This is a genomic window from Streptomyces sp. NPDC093018, from assembly GCF_040684035.1.
GTDB lineage: Bacteria > Actinomycetota > Actinomycetes > Streptomycetales > Streptomycetaceae > Streptomyces > Streptomyces murinus.
The window spans coordinates 96,750-113,578 of sequence record NZ_JBFBFF010000001.1 but is presented as its reverse complement, the minus strand read 5'-3'; the positions used below and the strand labels follow the sequence as shown (position 1 = coordinate 113,578).

16 protein-coding genes are annotated in these 16,829 nt (G+C 72.4%); 10 read left to right on the top strand and 6 right to left on the bottom strand.

What is annotated here, in order from left to right:
* Positions 1–7: 7 nt before the first annotated feature.
* Both AB0N90_RS00495 and AB0N90_RS00490 read right to left on the bottom strand, forming a co-directional pair.
* A complete protein-coding gene (locus tag AB0N90_RS00495) occupies positions 8–793 on the bottom strand; it encodes an SAM-dependent methyltransferase (RefSeq protein ID WP_361669459.1) in 786 nt (261 codons plus the stop codon).
* 245 nt (positions 794–1,038) lie between these two features.
* On the bottom strand, positions 1,039–1,263 hold the full coding sequence (locus AB0N90_RS00490) for a DUF397 domain-containing protein (protein WP_365192067.1): 225 nt from the start codon (positions 1,261–1,263) through the stop codon (positions 1,039–1,041).
* 524 nt (positions 1,264–1,787) lie between these two features.
* On the opposite strand from AB0N90_RS00490, the gene AB0N90_RS00485 reads away from it, so the two are divergent.
* Complete coding sequence (locus AB0N90_RS00485) at positions 1,788–2,108, top strand: helix-turn-helix transcriptional regulator (RefSeq protein ID WP_365192066.1); 321 nt, start codon at positions 1,788–1,790, stop codon at positions 2,106–2,108.
* A gap of 386 nt (positions 2,109–2,494) precedes the next feature.
* Here AB0N90_RS00485 and AB0N90_RS00480 read toward each other — a convergent pair whose 3' ends face one another.
* On the bottom strand, positions 2,495–3,712 hold the full coding sequence (locus AB0N90_RS00480) for an MFS transporter (protein ID WP_365192065.1): 1,218 nt from the start codon (positions 3,710–3,712) through the stop codon (positions 2,495–2,497).
* A 46-nt stretch (positions 3,713–3,758) separates the two neighbouring features.
* Between AB0N90_RS00480 and AB0N90_RS00475 the strand changes: the two genes are divergently transcribed.
* The gene (locus AB0N90_RS00475; protein WP_365192064.1) at positions 3,759–5,174 is read left to right on the top strand and encodes a PLP-dependent aminotransferase family protein; all 1,416 of its coding nucleotides are present in this window, start codon (positions 3,759–3,761) and stop codon (positions 5,172–5,174) included.
* On the opposite strand, the gene AB0N90_RS00470 is transcribed toward AB0N90_RS00475, so the two are convergent.
* From AB0N90_RS00470 to folP, 3 genes are all read right to left on the bottom strand, one after another.
* A complete protein-coding gene (locus AB0N90_RS00470) occupies positions 5,175–6,143 on the bottom strand; it encodes a lyase family protein (protein WP_365192063.1) in 969 nt (322 codons plus the stop codon).
* A gap of 101 nt (positions 6,144–6,244) precedes the next feature.
* Positions 6,245–8,350, bottom strand: a complete 2,106-nt coding sequence (pabB, locus tag AB0N90_RS00465; RefSeq protein ID WP_365192062.1) for an aminodeoxychorismate synthase component I — start codon at positions 8,348–8,350, stop codon at positions 6,245–6,247.
* Positions 8,347–9,204 (bottom strand): dihydropteroate synthase, encoded by an 858-nt coding sequence (gene folP / locus AB0N90_RS00460; RefSeq protein ID WP_365192758.1) that lies wholly within the window; start codon positions 9,202–9,204, stop codon positions 8,347–8,349. Before folP ends, pabB begins: the two co-directional genes overlap by 4 nt.
* Positions 9,205–9,542: 338 nt before the next feature.
* Here folP and AB0N90_RS00455 point away from each other — a divergent pair, with 338 nt between their 5' ends.
* The 8 genes from AB0N90_RS00455 to AB0N90_RS00420 are packed head-to-tail and all read left to right on the top strand — an operon-like array spanning position 9,543 to position 16,780.
* Entirely contained in the window at positions 9,543–11,009 is a 1,467-nt protein-coding gene (locus AB0N90_RS00455) for an AMP-binding protein (RefSeq protein ID WP_365192061.1), read from the top strand.
* Positions 11,006–11,281, top strand: a complete 276-nt coding sequence (locus AB0N90_RS00450; protein ID WP_365192060.1) for an acyl carrier protein — start codon at positions 11,006–11,008, stop codon at positions 11,279–11,281. Before AB0N90_RS00455 ends, AB0N90_RS00450 begins: the two co-directional genes overlap by 4 nt.
* Before the next feature lie 25 nt (positions 11,282–11,306).
* Positions 11,307–11,684: an ectoine synthase gene (locus AB0N90_RS00445; RefSeq protein ID WP_365192059.1), complete on the top strand. Its 378-nt coding sequence runs from the start codon at positions 11,307–11,309 to the stop codon at positions 11,682–11,684.
* A gap of 1 nt (position 11,685) precedes the next feature.
* Positions 11,686–12,861 (top strand): acyl-CoA dehydrogenase family protein, encoded by a 1,176-nt coding sequence (locus AB0N90_RS00440; protein WP_365192058.1) that lies wholly within the window; start codon positions 11,686–11,688, stop codon positions 12,859–12,861.
* Entirely contained in the window at positions 12,858–13,571 is a 714-nt protein-coding gene (locus AB0N90_RS00435; protein ID WP_365192057.1) for a transglutaminase-like domain-containing protein, read from the top strand. Before AB0N90_RS00440 ends, AB0N90_RS00435 begins: the two co-directional genes overlap by 4 nt.
* 14 nt (positions 13,572–13,585) lie before the next feature.
* Positions 13,586–14,953 (top strand): TrpB-like pyridoxal phosphate-dependent enzyme, encoded by a 1,368-nt coding sequence (locus tag AB0N90_RS00430; RefSeq protein WP_365192056.1) that lies wholly within the window; start codon positions 13,586–13,588, stop codon positions 14,951–14,953.
* On the top strand, positions 14,950–16,209 hold the full coding sequence (locus AB0N90_RS00425) for an ATP-grasp domain-containing protein (protein WP_365192055.1): 1,260 nt from the start codon (positions 14,950–14,952) through the stop codon (positions 16,207–16,209). Before AB0N90_RS00430 ends, AB0N90_RS00425 begins: the two co-directional genes overlap by 4 nt.
* 52 nt (positions 16,210–16,261) lie before the next feature.
* Entirely contained in the window at positions 16,262–16,780 is a 519-nt protein-coding gene (locus tag AB0N90_RS00420; RefSeq protein WP_365192054.1) for a hypothetical protein, read from the top strand.
* The last annotated feature ends 49 nt before the right edge of the window (positions 16,781–16,829 follow it).

Genomic DNA, 16,829 nt, shown 5'->3' with positions numbered 1-16,829 from the left:
GCGTCGGTCACGGTTTGCGGGCGACTCCGGTGTAGAGGGACACCTGTCGCTCACTGAGGACACCGGGTCCGCTGCCGAGCCGCGGATGCCACTGATGGGCGAGGACCACGCCCGGGTCGACCAGTTCGAGCCCGTCGAAGAAGCGCCGCACCTCCGTCCGGCCGCGCACCTGGACGGAGGTGCCGGCCTCCGCGTAGGTGTCGATGATGGCCTGCCAGGCTTCGGGGTCGAACTCCCCGGTGCAGTGGCTCAGGCTCAAGTACGAGCCGGGCGGCAGCGGTTCCAGAAGCCTCCTGACGATCTCGTACGGCTCCTGGGAGTCCGTGACGAAGTGCATCAGGGCGTGCAGGCTGAGGGCGACCGGGAGTTCGGGGTCGAGGATGTTCCGTTCCCGTACGGCGGCCCAGACTTCGTCCGGCTCGGTCGCGTTGGCCTGGACATAGGCCGTCCGCCCCTGCGGGGTTCCGTCGAGGAGTTCGTCGGCGTAGACGAGGACGATCGGGTCGTTGTCGACGTAGACGACCCGGCAGTCCGGGGCGACCTCCTGTGCCACGTCGTGGAGGTTGGGCGAGGTGGGAATGCCGGTCCCCACGTCGATGAACTGCCGGATCCCCTGCTCGGCGAGATAGCGGACGGCCCGGTGCATATAGGCCCGGTTGACCTTCGCGACGGTCTCGATCGCCGGGAAGACCCGGATCACTTCCTCGGCGGCCTCCCGGTCCACGACGTAATTCGTCTTCCCGCCGAGGTAGTAGTCGTACATGCGTGCACTGTGGGCCCTGTCCTGCCCCAAGTCCGTGTTCGTACCGCCCTGTCCTTGTGCAGGCACAGGCTGTTCCGCCACGGCACACCCCCAGGTATCCGCTGATCATCCGTCCCCGCCGGAGACGGAATGCACTTGCATTGTCCCTATGCATACTGGCCGGTCACCGGCGCTGTCCAGAGCTGCTCGATTTCTTTGACGGAGCATCAAGTCTCTTTCACGGCCGGGCGCGTCGTCCGCTGTCGCGGACGGCACGCCCGGCGGTGGTCGTCGCCTCAGATGTCACCGCGGCGCACGGCGGTCACGAAGGCGACCGCGGCGGCCGTGGAGACCTCCACCACTCGGCCCTTACGGACCTTCGAGTCGTCGAAGAGCACCTGCGCACCCGACGGCTGTGCGACTTCGACGCACTCCCCTTCCGGATAACTGTGCGAACTCTTGCGCCACATCACTCCGGCGTCGTCCGCGTCCTGCCGTGACACATACATCGACTTCCGCACCGAACTTCCTCCCGCGGTGAACGAACACCCCGTCGTCGAGATGCAATTGCATCTCACCCGGCCAGGTCAGGATCGCCCCGGAGCCGGTGATGTATGCGTGCTTAAGGCAACAATGTCTCGATTCAACCCTTGCCCGCGCATGCAAGTGCAGCCGTCGGACCACCGGTTCATCGCACCGCCGGATCGCGGCGCGGCCGGGGTGGCGCGTCGGCGCCGTCCATTCGCACGCGGGCTGCGGCGCGTTTACCGCGTGGCGGCCCAAGTAAGCCTTTCAGCAGGGATGATCGATAAAGTCCGCCGGTCCATGGACCCGTCAGGTGAATCGAACGGCGGGCAAGCGGTCGAGTGCAACTGAAGGCCGCTGAACAGGCGTTGCCGAGGCACTGCGCCGGATCCGGGTGGAGAAAAAGGAAGATGTGACGCCTTTCCGCGCCTAGCGTCATTCCCGCACCAGTCCGAACACCTCCCCTGACCGAGCTCCAGGCATGAACCAGCACGTCCCCAGAGCCCAGCGGAGCCCAGCAATGTCCGATACACGCAACCGCCCGCTGACGGGTCCCACGCACATCGGTGTCGTTCTCGAACGAGTGCGCCGGCAAGCGGGCATCCAGCACGAGATCCTGGCGCACCGGACCGGAGTCGGCGTCGACTACCTCGCCAGAGTCCTCGGCGGCACCCGCTTCCCGCCCCGCCGCTTCATCCTCCTGTACGCGCGCACCTGCGGCGCCGACCCCCAAGTCCTGCTGAGGGTCTGGGAGGACGAGCACGAACGGCTCTCCGCGGGGCCGGGGCAAGGAGGCGGGGAGCGTCCGTCCCCGGACCGTCCGTCCCCGGGCGGCGGCTGACCGCCGCGCTCTCGGCCGCCGCTACGGCGAGCATCCCGCGGCTTCGGCCGGATCGCGGCGGCGAAGGGCGCCGGACCGGGGCAACCGCGGTCTGTACGGCCTCGGCGGCATCGCCCGCGAGGCCGTCCGCGACGGCTCCGCGCCGCACCGGCCCCCGCGCGTCGGTCCCGCGCGCCGTATCGCCCGTGCCGTATCGCCCGTGCGGCGAGCTTCCGGTCCGGCGGGACCTCGTCCCGGCACCGCCCCGCCGGGGACGAGAGTTCATGCGGGCGCCGGACGACCGACCGGCCCGCGACGCCGCGTCCGACCCGGCACCAACGCCGGCCCCGACCCCGCGGCCGGGTCTCGGCCTCTACCCGTCCATCAGGAGAAAGCGCCCGCCGGCCTCAAACCGCCGCCTCCTCGGCCTCCCGTCCCCGCGCCCCCGGCCGGTCCCGCCATGCCGACGGGAGGGCGACGACGATGAGGGCGGCGGTGCAGACGAAGCCCCAGGGGTAGCCGACCTGTTGGGCGAGGACGCCGAAGCAGACGGCGCCGATGCCCATTCCGGCGTCGTAGGCGATGTTCCACAGGGCGCTCACGGTGCCGTAGCCGGAGGCGGGGACGCGGGAGTACATCAGGGTGATCGTGGAGTTCTGGGCGATGCCGAAGCCGATGCCGAAGACGGCGACGCCGACGACGACCGCGACGGCACTGCTGGTGTACGCGGTGATGAACATGCCGGCGGCGGACACCAGGAGTCCCGGGAAGACCAGCCGGGAGGAGCCCTTGCGGTCGCCCAGACGGCCGGCCACCAGGCGGGCCACGGCCGCTCCGGCGGGCTGTACGAACAGGGCCACGGCCACCAGGCCCGTGGACGCCGAGGGCACGGCGAGCGGCAGGAAGGTCACCACGATCCCGGCGGCCAGCGCCGTGACCGCGAAGAGGACCGCGGGCCGGGCTATCGCGCGGTCGCGGATGCCGTCCAGGATGCCGATCCGCCGTCCGGCGATGTACTCCTTCTCCGGCAGCCCGGGTATGGACAGGATCGGGGCCAGCGCGCACACCCCGGCGGCCACGCCGACCGGCGCGTACCCCACCTCGGAGACCAGCCAGACGCCGAGCGGCAGCCCCAGCAGCGAGGGCACGCCCGAGACGATGCCGACCAACGCCAGCCCCTCGCCCCGGCGTTCGGAGGGTATGAAGGAGGCGGTGAGCGCCCCGCCCGCGACGACGGTCAGGGCGAAGCCCGCGCCGCGCAGCAGGCAGACCACCGTGATCCAGGCGACGCCGGAGAACATCGTCAGCGCCAGCGACGGCACGCCCATCAGCAGCAGGCCCGCGCCCAGGGTGACCCGGTGGCCGAAGCGTTCGATGAAGCGGGGTGCCACGATCTCGCCGGCGACCGTGGCCAGCATCAGGGCGCCCGTGGTCGCTCCGGCGCCGTTGCCGCCGGCCCCGGAGTGCTTGGCGTAGAGCGGGACGACCGACAGCAGCAGGTAGAAGCTCGCCGAGGCGCCGAACACGCTGACGAAGCGCAGCAGCAGCGGACGCGACACCAGCGGGGGCCGGTCCTTGGGCCCGGTCGTGGGCGGCGGGGAATTCCGCGGATCAGTGGTGGTCATGGTCGCACCCTAGGGAGCGATCAGCTCACCGGTAAGCTCCAATTCCATGTCTTCCCAGTGGTCCAATGCGTCGTCGGACCTGCTCTTCGCGATCGACCGCGACCGCGACGAGCCCCTGCGGTCCCAGCTGGAACGGCAGGTCCGCGAGGCGATCCGCACCGGCCGGCTGCGGGTGGGCGAGCGGCTGCCGCCCTCGCGCGAACTCGCGGGCGCGCTCGGCCTGTCCAGGGGCCTGGTCCAGGACGCGTATGCGCAACTGCTCGCCGAGGGGTATCTGGTGGCGCGGGTGGGTTCGGGCACCCGGGTGGCCGCCGGTGCGTGCCCGCCGGCCGCGCCGCCGGTGCCGCGACGGCCCGCCGGACGGCCGCCGCTGCTGGCCGATTTCCGGTGGGGCGTACCCGACTTGGGCGCGTTTCCGATGCCGGACTGGCTGTGGGCGGTGCGGGAGGCGGCGCGCCGGATGCCGGTGGCCGAGCTGGACTACGGCGATCCCCGGGGCAGCGCGGTGCTGCGCGAGGTGGTCGCCGGGTACGCGCGCCGGGTACGCGCGGCGGCGGCCGACCCCGAGCACATCGTCATCTGCTCGGGGTACGCCCAGGGCCTGTCCCTGACCCTGGCCGCGCTCGCCCGCAGCGGGGTGCGTCGCGTCGCGTACGAGGATCCCGGTTCGCCCGCCTCGGTCCGGGCGGCGGCGGCCGCGGCGGGCCTCGCGGCGGTGCCCGTGCCGGTGGACGAACAGGGCATCGACGTGGGCGAGTTGACGGCGAGCGGGGCGCGGGCGGTCGTCGTCACCCCGGCGCACCAGTGGCCGACCGGGGTGGTGCTCGGACCCGAGCGGCGGCTGGCGCTGATCGCGTGGGCGGCCGCACACGACGCGGTGGTCATCGAGGACGACTACGACGCCGAGTTCCGCTACGACCGGGAGCCGGTCGGCGCCCTCCAGGGGCTCGCCGCGGACCGGGTCGTCTCGATAAGCACCGTCAGCAAGTCCCTGGCACCGGCGCTGCGCATCGGCTGGCTGCTGTGCCCGCCGGCGCTCGCGGACGCCCTGGTGTCGGTCAAGCACATCAGCGACCGCGGCTCGCCCGTCCTCGATCAGCTCGCCCTCGCCAGGCTGATCGAGTCGGGCCGCTTCGACCGGCATCTGCGCCGGATGCGCGGCACCTACGCGGCCCGGCGCACCGCCCTGCTGGCCGCGCTCGCGGAGCACGCCCCGGGCATCGCCGTGAGCGGTCTCGCCGCCGGCTTCCACGCGGTCGCCCAGCTGCGGGAGACGGCGGACGAACGGGATCTCGTGGCCGCCGCCCGCGCCCGCTCGGTCGGCCTGTACGGGATGAGTACCTGCCGTACCTCGCAGGCGACCGCGCCGCCCCGGCTCGTGCTCGGGTTCGGCAATGTCGGGGAACGCGCCGTCACCGCCGGGATCTCCGCGATCGGCGACCTGCTGCGGGAGCGGGGCTGATCACCGGGTGGAGGCCCGCGCCGGGGTGGTGGTCGGGGGCGTCGCGGCCAGGTCCTCGGTGAGCCGGGCCGCCGTGTGGGCCGCGCCGCCGGTCAGCCGGATCGCCTCCCGGAGCGGCTGCCATACGGCGTACCGGGCACCCGACGTGGAAGGCGGTGGCTCCAGGATGGTGCAGAGCGCGGGGACTTGGAGCGCGGCGCCATGGATCAGCTCCGCGGGTCCGCTCGTCCGCGCGCGGAAGCCGGCCAGGGCGGAGCCGGTCCCCGCTGCCGCGAACGCGTCGACGGCGGTGGCCAGTTCGGCCAGGGCGCGGACCGTGCGGGTCAGGGCCCGCCCGACCTCGGGGAGCGAGCCCGCGGGTTCGGTGTGCGCTCCGGCGGCCGCGGCCGTCAGTCCGGTCTCCGCGGCGAAGGCCGCGCTCAGGGCGCCGTCCGCGCCGTGCAGTACGACGGTCAGCGCGTCCCCGGCCAGCAGGGCGAGCCGTCCGTCCGCCTCCGCCACCGCCCGCTGTCCGTCGAGCGCCCAGCCCCGGCGGCCGGGCAGGGCGGTCCGCACCCGTTGCAGGTCCCGCCGTACCAGCGGCAGGGCGCGCCCGCACACCAGCATCGCCGCGGTGGCGAGGATGTCCTGGCTCGTCGCCCCGCGATGCACGTACGGCGCCGCGTCCGGGTCCAGTTTGGCGACGACCCGGGTGAACGCCCCGATCAGCTCGGCGACGGTGTCGGCGCTTCCCCGGGCGCGGACCGCGATGTCCCGGGGGTTGACGCTCTCCGCCCTGGCCGCGGCGGTGATGGCCGCCGCGGCCTGCTCGGGCACCGCCCCGAGCCGGGCCTGCGCGCGGGCCAGCGCGGCCTCGGTGTCCAGCATGGCCTGGAGCCAGGCCTGGTCGCTGACCGCGCGCTCGACGGGTGTTCCGGCCCGTACCGGGGAGAGCAGACCGGTGTCCCGGTCGGCCGCTGGGCTCTTCATCCGAGAAGCTCCTTCACTGCTCGCCGTACGGGGACACCGCCACCGCCCGCCGCGCCGCCCGCTTCCGGCGCGGGCCGGCACCGCGTGGTTCCGCTCGCCGCCTACTTCCGGCACATCGGGGTGAGGGCGCGGCGCGGTTCCGGGCGGCTCAGGGTGAGCGCCGTCGCCATCGCACGGGCCTTCACCATGGTCTCGGCGAACTCCTCCACCGGGTCGGACAGGGCGACGACGGCACCGCCGACGCCGTAGCGGACGGAGCCGGGTGTGGCCACGATGGTGCGGTTGACGACGCTGAGTTCGCAGCCGCCGCCCAGGGAGAACCAGCCGATCGCCCCCGCGTACACGCCGCGCGGGCCCTGTTCGAGGCGGTCGATGATCTCCATGGTGCGCAGTTTGGGCGCGCCGGTCATGGAGCCGGGCGGAAAGGCCGCCCGTACGCAGTCGACCGTCGAGCGTCCCTCGCGCAGGGTGCCGCGGACGGTGGAGACGAGATGGTGGACCTGCGGGAAGGTCTCCACCCCGCACAGCACCGGTACGTGGACCGAGCCGGGGCGGCAGACGATGCCGAGGTCGTTGCGGACGAGGTCCACGATCATCAGGTTCTCGGCACGGTCCTTCTCACTGCCGCTCAGGGAGTCCCGCAGCCGCCTGTCCTCCGTCTCGGTGGCACCGCGCGCCCTGGTGCCCTTGATCGGCTTCGAGGTGACGGCTCCGCCCGGGGCGACGGCCAGGAACTGCTCCGGTGAGGCGCTGAGCACGGCCACGCCCGGGAAGTCGAGCAGCGCCCCGTAGGGGACCGGGCTGACGCGCCTGAGGGCGGAGTAGGTGGTCAGCGGGTCGATGCCCATCTCGGCGACCGCCGTGTTGGACAGGCAGATCTCGTACGACTCCCCCTGGCGCAGTTCCTCCAGGCACTCCCCGACCATGCGGAGGTAGGCGTCCCTGCTGTGGCGCAGTTCGACCGGTACGGGGGCCGTGTCCGCCACCTCAACGCCTGCGGAGGGCGCGGGCGTTCGTGGCAGTGCGCGCAGCCGCTCGCCCACCGTCTCCAGCCAGGCGGTGACCTCCGGATCGTCCTGGTGCCGGCTGAGCCGCAGCAGAAAGCAGGTGCGCTCGGCGTGGTCGATCACCAGCGCCCGGTCGGCGAAGACCAGGGCCGCGTCTGGGGTTTCGGCGCGGTGGGTGGTCAACGCGCCCGAGTCCGCCTTGAGTTCGTAGCCGAGATAGCCGACGTACCCGAGCCGGAATCCGAAGGGCAGGTCGGTGCCGCCGTCGACGCGGCGGGCGCCCAGTTCCGTGTCGAGGTACTCCAGGAAGGTGCTCCGGATCCGCCGCCCGCCCGGCTCCACCCGGACGACCTGTTCCGCGGCCCGGTAGGTGACGTACTCGCCGAGCGGACCGGCGCCGTCGCCCATGACGGAGAAGCGCCCCTGCCGCGGTGCGCTGCCGCTGTCCAGCCAGAAGCTGTGCCGGGCGGCGGCGAAGACCTCCTCGTAGGCGGCCTCCGGGTCCGGCGCCCAGGGCAGGCGGCGGACATGCAGCCGGTACGGCGGGGCGTCGTCCGGCGCCGGGGCATCGTCCGGAGCCGGGCCGAGCGCGCGGCGGTGCCATGCGTGCGTGAGGTCGCGGAAGTTGGCGAGCAGCTCATGGCCGTACTGCGTGCTGACGGACTCCGGATGGAACTGGACCCCCCACAGCGGCCTGCTGCGATGGCGGACCCCCATCAGGACGCCGTCCTCCGACCAGGCCAGCGCCTCCAGTTCCTCGGGCAGCGCGGTGACGGCGAGCGAGTGGTAGCGCACCACACCGAACGGCGAGGGCAGTCCGGCGAAGAGGTCGCGGCCGGTGTGGGTGACCAGGGAGAGGCGGCCGTGCCGGGGCTCGGGCGCGTGCCGCACCTCGGCACCCAGCAGTTGGCAGATGCCCTGGTGGCCCAGGCAGACCCCGAGGACCGGCAGGTCCCACTCCAGGATCGCCCGGGAGCCGATGCCGAAGTCCTCGTGCCGTTCGGGCCGGCCGGGGCCCGGGGAGATCACGACGTTGTCGAAGTCCCGTGCGTCGAGCGCGGACCAGTCGGCGTCGTTGCGGACGACCAGCGGCTCCCGGCCGTTCACCTCCGTCAGCAGCTGATGGAGGTTGTAGGTGAAGGAGTCGTAGTTGTCGATGAGGAGTGTGCGCGTCACCTGGACCTGTCCCTGGATGCTCATCGCCCGGACAGCACCGTGGCCTGTTCGGTGACCGCCCGCAGGACGGTCAGGGCGTCGTGCAGGGCGCCGACGTCATGGGTGCGGATGTAGTCGGCGCCGTCGAGGGCCGCGTGGATCTCGGCGGCCAGTGTCGCGGGTCCGCTCTCGGTGATCGCGCGGCCGGTCACGGAGCGCAGGAACGACTTGCGCGAGGCCGAGATCATGACCGGCAGCCCGAACTCCTCCTTCAGCGACCGGACTGCGCCGAGCACGGCGAAGGACGTCTCGGGGTTGCTGCCGAGGAAGTAGCCGAGCCCGGGATCCACGACGAGCCGGTCCCGGTCGATCCCCGCGTCCCGCAGGGCGGTCAGCCGCTCGGCGAAGAACTCCAGGATCCCGTCCCAGACTTCGGCCGGGTCGGTCGGTACCCGGGTGGCGGGCCCGAGGCGCTGCACCGAGTGCATGACCACGAGCCCGCAGCGCGCCGCCGCCAGCTCCCCGTAGGTCTCCGGGTGCGGGAAGCCCTGGATGTCGTTCAGGTAGGCGACCTGGCGGGCGAGCGCGAAGCTCTGGGTCTCGGGCAGGAACGAGTCGACCGAGCACGGGATGTCCTCGGCGGCCAGCCGGTCCAGGACCGGCGCGAGGCGCGCGCACTCCTGCTCGGCCGGTACCCGCGCGGAGTCCGGATTGCTCGCGGCGGGCCCGAGTTCGACGATGTCCGCCCCCTCCGCCCGCAGCCGCAGCGCCTGCCGCAGTGCGGCCTCGGCGTCCAGGTAGCGGCCGCCGTCGGAGAACGAGTCCTCGGTGATGTTGACGATGCCGACGAGCAGCGGTCCACGGCGGTCGCCCGCCGTCGAGGACGCACCGGGGGCCATAGGGGGCATGAGACTTCTCCGTCCTTCAAAAGCGGTTCGGCGCAGCAAGGTTACGCATCCGAAGGGCCTTTGGCGGAAGATTCTCCGGCCGTGAGGGCGGTCACTCGGCAATATCTTTCCCACCTCGACGCACCCGACCGAGTCTGCGCGCCCACCGGTGCGGCGTCTTCGGATCCAGGTCCAGCTCATGGCCGCGGCGCCCCGGCCCGGAGTACAGGTGCGGCCCCGCCGCCGGACCGAAGACGGGGCGCAGGACGGGGACGCAGACTCCTCGGCGACGGTGACCGATGGCCGAAACCGACCGTCACCGCATCGCCATCCAACGGACCGGGGGACCTGTGTCGGGAACACTCGCGAGCGATATCCTCGCCGCCGCACGGCTGCGCCCGGCCGCGGTGGCGCTGGCCGAAATGCCCGGGGAGGACGCGGACGTCAGCTACGGGGAACTGGCCGCGCTGGCCGAACGCACCGGGCGGACGCTCGACGCGATGTTCGCCGGGGGTCGCGGGTCGTGCGGTCACCGTCCGCTCGCGCTGGTCGCCGCCAAGACGCCCGCCTCGATCGCCCTGATCCTGGCCTGTCTGTCGGCCGGCCGCCCGCTGCTGCTGCTCTCCCCCGACCTCGGCGAGGACACCACCGCCACGCTGGTCCGGCGCGCCGGAGCACAGGCACTGGCCACCGTGGACGGGGACCGGCTCGCCTGGACGGCCCTGCCGGACGGGGCGGAGAGCGGCCCGGCGGTGCCCGAGGGGACCCGGCTGGTGCTGACCACCTCCGGCTCCACCGGGGTGCCCAAGCTCGTCCCGCTGACCGCCGGGGCGCTCGACGCCTTCACCGCGTGGGCGGGCGAGTTCCTCGGTCTGGACGCGGACAGCCGGGTCCTCAACTACGCGCCGCTCAACTTCGACCTGTGTCTGCTGGACATCTGGGCCACCCTGCGCCATGGCGGCCGGGTGCTCCTGGTGGACCCGGCGCGGGCCGCCGAACCCGCGTATCTGGCCCGCTGGGTGCGCCTCGGCCGGCCCCATGTCGTGCAGGGTGTGCCGCTGCTGTTCCGGCTGCTCGCCGAGTCGGGTGCGCGGCTGCGCGGGGACGCCGTCCGGCATGTGCTGCTGACCGGCGACCATGTGCCCCGGCAGATCCGAAGGCAGCTGCCCGAGCTGTTTCCGCACGCCCGGCTGCACAACGTCTACGGCTGCACCGAGACCAACGACAGCATGGTCCACGGCTTCGGGGCCGCCGAGGCGGCGGACGGCGAGATGCTGCCGCTGGGCGAGCCGGTGCGGGGCACCCTGATCGCCGTACTCGACGGGGAGCGCGAGGTCACCGGGCCCGGCAGCGGCGAACTCCTCGTCTCCACACCGTTCCAGACACCCGGGTATCTGGCCGAACCCGCGGCCCCGGACCGGTTCCGGGAACGCGACGGCCGTACCTGGTACCGCACCGGCGACCTCGTCGAGCGCGGCGCGGACGGCCGGATCCGGCTGGTCGGCCGGACCGACTTCCAGGTCAAGGTGCGCGGTGTCCGCGTCAATGTGGAGGAGGTCGAGCGGGTCCTCACCGACCGGCCCGAGGTCGCCGAGGCGGCGGTCGTCGCCCTCCCCGATCCGGACGCCGGGGTCGCCCTGCACGCCTTCGTGCGCACCAGCGGCGCCGAGGTGACCGGACTCCAGCTGCGCACCCTCTGCGCCGCCCGCCTGAACCGGGTGGCGATTCCCAGCCGCTTCCATCTCATGGCCGGTCCGCTGCCCGTGGGGCCGACCGGAAAGGTGGACCGTCGCCGTCTCCAGGAGCACCTGACATGAGTCTGAACCAAGAGATCACCCGGCACATCGTGGACGAGTACCTGCCCGGTACTCCCCCCGAGGAGCTGGAGGACTCCTACGACCTGCTGCGCAACGGGGTGGTGTCCAGCCTTCAGTTGCTGCGGCTCATCGCCTGGCTCGGCAACCACTACGACGTTCCCTTCGACGAACTCGACGTCACCCCCGACGACTTCCGTTCGGTGGCGGCGATCGTGGAGCTGATCGACCGGCACCGCCGGGCCCTCGGCACGTCATCCATCCCAGCCAACTGATCCGAGACGAACGGGGGTTCGCGACATGTTCATTCGTGACAAGAGAGCCATCGAGCCGGTCGAGTGGGGCAACGGCCTCAGCTACCGCATGGTCGTGGAGAACGACCGGATGGGGTTCACCGTCTGCCACACCGTCGTACGGGCGGGCACCAAGTCGAAGCTGGAGTACAGCCGCCATCTGGAGGCCTGCTACTGCATCTCGGGCTCCGGCCGGGTGGAGACCGCCGACGGCAGCGTGGGCGAGGACATCAGGCCCGGCATGCTCTACGCGCTCGACCGGCACGACGCCCACTTCCTGATCGCCGACCCGGCCGGCGACATGGTGCTGATCAGCGTCTTCAACCCGCCGCTGCGCGGCGACGAACGGCATGACCTCGGCGCCGACGGCTTCTCCCACTACTGAGATGCCCGACAGCGACGAGCAGCGCGAACTGCTGCGCGCCATCCGCGAGGTGGCCCGGTCCGCCGGGCAGGGCCACATCGAGCGGGACCCGGCCGGCGAGTTCGACACCGAGGGCTGGAAACGGCTGTGCGACGTCGGCCTGTTCGGGCTGCCGTTCGGCACCGAGTGGGGCGGCCTGGGCCAGGACCTGGTGACCACGGTCGCCGTCCTGGAGGAACTCGGCTACGGCTGCCACGACACCGGGCTGACCTTCTCCGCCACCACCCATCTGGTGAGCACCGGCGTCCCACTGCACCGGTTCGGCTCGGCGGCACTCAAGTCCCGCTACCTCCCCGGCATTTGCGCCGGAACCACGATCGGCGCGCATGCCGTCACGGAGCCCGGCGGCGGCTCCGACATGACCGCCATGCGGACGAGCGCCGCCCGGGACGGCGACGCCTTCGTGCTCAACGGCAACAAGGCGTTCGTCAGCAACGGGCCGCTCGCCGACCTGATCGTGGTGTACGCCCGCACCGGCGAGAGCGGTGACATCGGGGGCCTGACGGCCTTCCTGGTGCGCCGGGACACCCCGGGCGTGAGCGTCGGGCAGCCGGTGGGCAAGCTCGGACTGCGGACGTCACCGCTCGCGGAGGTGTTCCTGGAGGACGTCCGGGTGCCCCGCGACCATGTGCTCGGCGGGGTCGGCGCGGGATTCCTCGTCTTCGACCACGTCATGCAGTGGGAGATCCTGTGCGGTTTCGCCGTCACCACCGGCGAGCTGCGCAGACGGCTGGAGCGCTGCGTCGAACACGCCCGCAGCAGAACGCAGTTCGGCGTCCACATCGGCTCCCACCAGGCCGTCTCGCACAAGCTCGTGGATCTGCGCATCGATGTGGAGACCGCCCGCAAGTGGCTCCACGACACCGCGCGCCGGGCCCAGAACCGCGAGGACGTGGCCGCCGACATCGCCACCACCAAGCTGATCGTCAGCGAGGCCAACGTCCGTTCGGCGCTGGCCGCGGTGCAGATCTTCGGCGGCTACGGCTACACGACCGAGTACGGCCTGGAGAAGGAGCTGCGGGACGCCGTGGGCGGCACGATCTACTCCGGCACCTCGGAGATCCAGCGCGAGCGTCTCGCCGTACTCATGGGGCTCGACCGTCCCCTCACCACGACCAGGAAGAAGGGGCGGACATGACAGCGAGCCAGGAACCGACGCTGGCACCGACCGAGTTCCTCGACCACACCTCCGCGGCGGTCCGGGCGTTCGTCGCCGAGGTGCTGCCCGCCGCGGACGTCTTCACCGGCGGAGGCGCCGACCCCGACGCCGAGCGGGCCCGGCGCAACGCGGTCGCGCTGTACTACGCGGTCCGCGACGCGATCCCGTACGAGGTCTACGGCGCCGACCTGACCCGCACCGGGCTCAGCGCGAGCGGCGTCCTCGCCCATGGCTTCGGCTTCTGTGTGCACAAGTCCGCGCTGTACGCGGCGGCCGTGCGCGCGGTGGGCGTGCCCAGCCGGGTCTACTACGGCGATGTCCGCAACCACCTCGCCTCCCCGCGGCTGCGCGAACTGGTCGGCGGTGACGTCTTCCGCTTCCACAGCCTGGCCGTGGTGCGGCTGGACGGCCGCTGGACCAAGGCCACCCCGGTGTTCAACAAGATGCTGTGCAAGCTGTACGGCATCAAGCCGCTGGAGTTCGACGGGCGCGCCGACAGCATGTACCACCCCTACGACGAGCAGAACCGCCGGCACATGGAATTCCTGCACGTCCACGGCGAGTTCGACGACGTTCCCTACGACCTCGTCTACGAGGGGATCAGGACGGCGCACCCCAGGCTGTTCGCCGGCTCGCACACCACCACTCCCGGATCGCTGGCCGCCGAGGCGGCCGGTGCGGCGCTCTGAAAAGGACCTTCAGCATGGACAGGACGCGCTTCTCGCTCGGCGAGAACGATGCTCCGACGACCTGGTACAACCTGGCCGCGGATCTGCCCGGGGCCCCGCTGGCGCCCGCGCTCAACCCGAAGACCCATCAGCCGCTGACCCGCGCGGAGATGGCGCACACGATGCCGGAGCCGCTCATCGAGCAGGAGCTGAGCACCGAGCGGGAGATCGAGATCCCGGACGCGGTAAGGGAGTTGTACGCGCTGTGGCGGCCCTCCCCGCTCTTCCGCGCCCGCCGCCTGGAGCGCGCGCTGGGCACTCCGGCGCGTATCTACTACAAGTACGAGGGCGGCGCGCCGACCGGCAGCCACAAGCCCAACACCGCGATCCCGCAGGCGTATTACAACAAGCTGGCCGGGAAGACCGGACTGGTCACCGAGACCGGTGCCGGGCAGTGGGGCAGCGCCACCGCGCTGGCCGCGTCCTTCTTCGGGATGACGGCCAAGGTCTACATGGTCAAGGTGAGCTTCGAGCAGAAGCCGTACCGCCGGGCCCTGATGGAGACCTACGGCGCCCGGTGCACACCGAGCCCGAGCACGGAGACCGAGGTCGGGCGCAAGATCCTGGCCGACGACCCGGACTGCCCCGGCAGCCTCGGCATCGCCACCTCGGAGGCGCTGGAGGCGTTCGCCCAGGACCCGGACCTGGGCTATGTGCTCGGCAGCGCGGCCAACCATGTGCTGCTGCACCAGACCGTGATCGGCCAGGAGGCGATCCGGCAGATGGAGCTGGCCGGCGACTACCCCGACATCGTCGTGGGCTGCTCCGGCGGCGGCAGCAATCTGGCCGGCCTCTCCTTCCCGTTCCTCGGCGAGCGGCTGCGCGGCGGCCGGGACGTGCATGTCATCGCCGTGGAGCCGGCCGCCTGCCCGACCCTCACCCAGGGCACCATCGCCTACGACTACGCGGACACCGGCAGGCTCGGCCCGCTGTTCCGGATGCACACCCTGGGCCATGGCTTCGTGCCCCCGGCCGTGCACGCGGGCGGGCTGCGCGCCCATGGCATCGGCCCGCTGGTCAGCCGCTGTGTGGAGGACGGGCTGATGGAGGCGCGGGCGGTGCCCCAGACCGAGTGCTTCGAGGCGGGTGTGCGGTTCGCCCGCACCGAGGGCATCGTGCCCGCCCCGGAGTCCACGCACGCCATCCGGGTCGCCGTGGACGAGGCCCTGCGCTGCCGCGAGGAGGGCACGGCCAGGACCATCCTGTTCGGCCTGTCCGGCCACGGCCACTTCGATCTCGCCGCCTACGACCGGTACTTCGCGGGCACGCTGGCCGACGACCGCCCCGACGAGGCGCTGCTGGCCGACGCGGCCGACGGCATTCCGCAGGTGGGCCGGGGATGACCGGGCCCCGCACGGTCGCCGTGGTCGACGCCGACGGCATCGGCGCCCATCTCCCGGGCGCGCTGCGCCGCGAGGGCCTGGGCTGCGTCGTCGTACGCTCCGACACCCCGTCCGCCAGCTTCGCCCACGACCGGAGCGAGAGCGGCGCGGACGTCGTGCACACGGGCGACCTGTCGGCCACCGCCGCGGCGCTGCGCGGGCTCGGCGTGGACTTCGTCGTCGCGGGCACCGAGTCCGGGGTGCTGCTGGCCGACGCGCTGTCGGCCGCGCTCGGGACCCCGGGCAACGGCATGTCCGTGCCCACCGCCCGCCGCGACAAGTACGCGATGGTCCGGGCCGTGGCGGCGGCGGGCCTGGCCACGGCGGACTCGCTCGTCACCGGCTCGCTGCCCGAACTGCGGGAGTGGGTACGACGGCGGGGCGAGTGGCCCGTGGTGCTCAAGCCGCGGGCCAGCGCCGGTACCGACCAGGTCCACTTCTGCCACGACGAGCAGCAGGTGGACACGGCGTTCGCGGCCGTCATCGCGGCCACCGACCACTACGGCACCCGCAATACGACGGTGCTCGCCCAGCGGTATCTGCACGGCGAGGAGTACTTCGTGAACACCGTCAGCCGCGACGGCGCGCACCATGTCGTCGAGGTCTGGCGCTATCACAAGGCGCTGATCGCCGGGACCGTGCCGATGTACGACTACGAGGAGCCCGTACCGGCCGACGACCCGGGGGTGCGCCGGGTCGCCGCCTACGCGCTGGCCGTCCTGGACGCGCTGGAGATCCGCAACGGGTCGGCGCACACCGAGGTCATGCTGACCGCCGAGGGGCCGGTGCTCGTGGAGTGCGGGGCGCGGCCCGGCGGCGCGCACACCCCGGAGGTGGTCTCCCGCTGCCTGGGCACCAATCAGATCGACCTGCTCGCCCGGGTGATCGCCCGGCCCGGCGAGCTGGCCGACGGCACCCTGCCGCGGTACCGGATCGGCACCCCGCTGCGCTATGTGTCGCTGATCAGCCAGGTCGACGGTGTCGCGCCGGACGCCGCGCGGCTGGCCCCGGTGCGCGCGCTGCCGTCCTTCGTGGAGCTGGTGCTGACCGCGCCGGAGGGCTCGCCGGTCCGCCCCACCGTGGACCTGAACAGCTCCCCCGGCTACGTCTACCTCAGCGCGCCGGACCCCGCGCAGGTCGAGGCCGACTACCGGCGGCTGCGCGAGCTGGAGCGCACCGGGCTCTACGCGGCACCGGTGCCCACCGGCGGCCACTGACTCTTCCCCCTTCATACGAACAACGACCGTCCCTTGTCGAGGAGTTGAAACGATGTCCGTTGAGACGACGTCCGTGCTGAACCTGGCCGAGGTGGCCGCCTACCCCGCCGGCTGGCAGCACGCCGAGAAGCGCATCCACCCCGGCGAGCATCTGAGCCTGCCGGGCGCCCTGCTGAAGTGGTACGACATCCGCACCCCGGAGCAGGAGGCCACGCCCGAGGTCACCGAGGAGGCCCGCGCCTTCCTGCGGGCCGAGGCGGCCGCGGGGCGGCTGGAGTTCCGGGGCGAGATGGGCTTCGTCCTCAACCACCGGTGCGACGACAAGTACTTCATGATCGTGTGCGTGTGGCGCAACAAGAACGAGATGTGCCAGGCGATCTTCGCCCGCGACGCGTCGGGGTACGGCCCCTACCAGGCCGCGCCGGGCACCCTGCGCGCCACCCAGGAGGTCGTGGAGCTGGACGCCACCTCGCACGAGCGCCGCGGCTGGTCGCGCTTCCTGCAGTCCGCCCGCGACGACGCGGCCAAGCAGGCCTACCTGGACGACGCCTGCACGGGCCAGCTCATCTGAGGGGTCCGGCCCCCGTCGTCGTACCGCCGAAGTGACACGTCGTACCCCC

Excerpts from the sequence above, each read along its gene's own strand:
- AB0N90_RS00485 (WP_365192066.1), top strand. The coding sequence starts at position 1,788 with ATGTCCGATACACGCAACCGCCCGCTGACGGGTCCCACGCACATCGGT.
- AB0N90_RS00480 (WP_365192065.1), bottom strand. The coding sequence starts at position 3,712 with ATGACCACCACTGATCCGCGGAATTCCCCGCCGCCCACGACCGGGCCC.
- AB0N90_RS00475 (WP_365192064.1), top strand. The coding sequence starts at position 3,759 with ATGTCTTCCCAGTGGTCCAATGCGTCGTCGGACCTGCTCTTCGCGATC.
- AB0N90_RS00470 (WP_365192063.1), bottom strand. The coding sequence starts at position 6,143 with ATGAAGAGCCCAGCGGCCGACCGGGACACCGGTCTGCTCTCCCCGGTA.
- pabB (WP_365192062.1), bottom strand. The coding sequence starts at position 8,350 with ATGAGCATCCAGGGACAGGTCCAGGTGACGCGCACACTCCTCATCGAC.
- folP (WP_365192758.1), bottom strand. The coding sequence starts at position 9,204 with ATGGCCCCCGGTGCGTCCTCGACGGCGGGCGACCGCCGTGGACCGCTG.
- AB0N90_RS00450 (WP_365192060.1), top strand. The coding sequence starts at position 11,006 with ATGAGTCTGAACCAAGAGATCACCCGGCACATCGTGGACGAGTACCTG.
- AB0N90_RS00445 (WP_365192059.1), top strand. The coding sequence starts at position 11,307 with ATGTTCATTCGTGACAAGAGAGCCATCGAGCCGGTCGAGTGGGGCAAC.
- AB0N90_RS00440 (WP_365192058.1), top strand. The coding sequence starts at position 11,686 with ATGCCCGACAGCGACGAGCAGCGCGAACTGCTGCGCGCCATCCGCGAG.
- AB0N90_RS00435 (WP_365192057.1), top strand. The coding sequence starts at position 12,858 with ATGACAGCGAGCCAGGAACCGACGCTGGCACCGACCGAGTTCCTCGAC.
- AB0N90_RS00430 (WP_365192056.1), top strand. The coding sequence starts at position 13,586 with ATGGACAGGACGCGCTTCTCGCTCGGCGAGAACGATGCTCCGACGACC.
- AB0N90_RS00425 (WP_365192055.1), top strand. The coding sequence starts at position 14,950 with ATGACCGGGCCCCGCACGGTCGCCGTGGTCGACGCCGACGGCATCGGC.
- AB0N90_RS00420 (WP_365192054.1), top strand. The coding sequence starts at position 16,262 with ATGTCCGTTGAGACGACGTCCGTGCTGAACCTGGCCGAGGTGGCCGCC.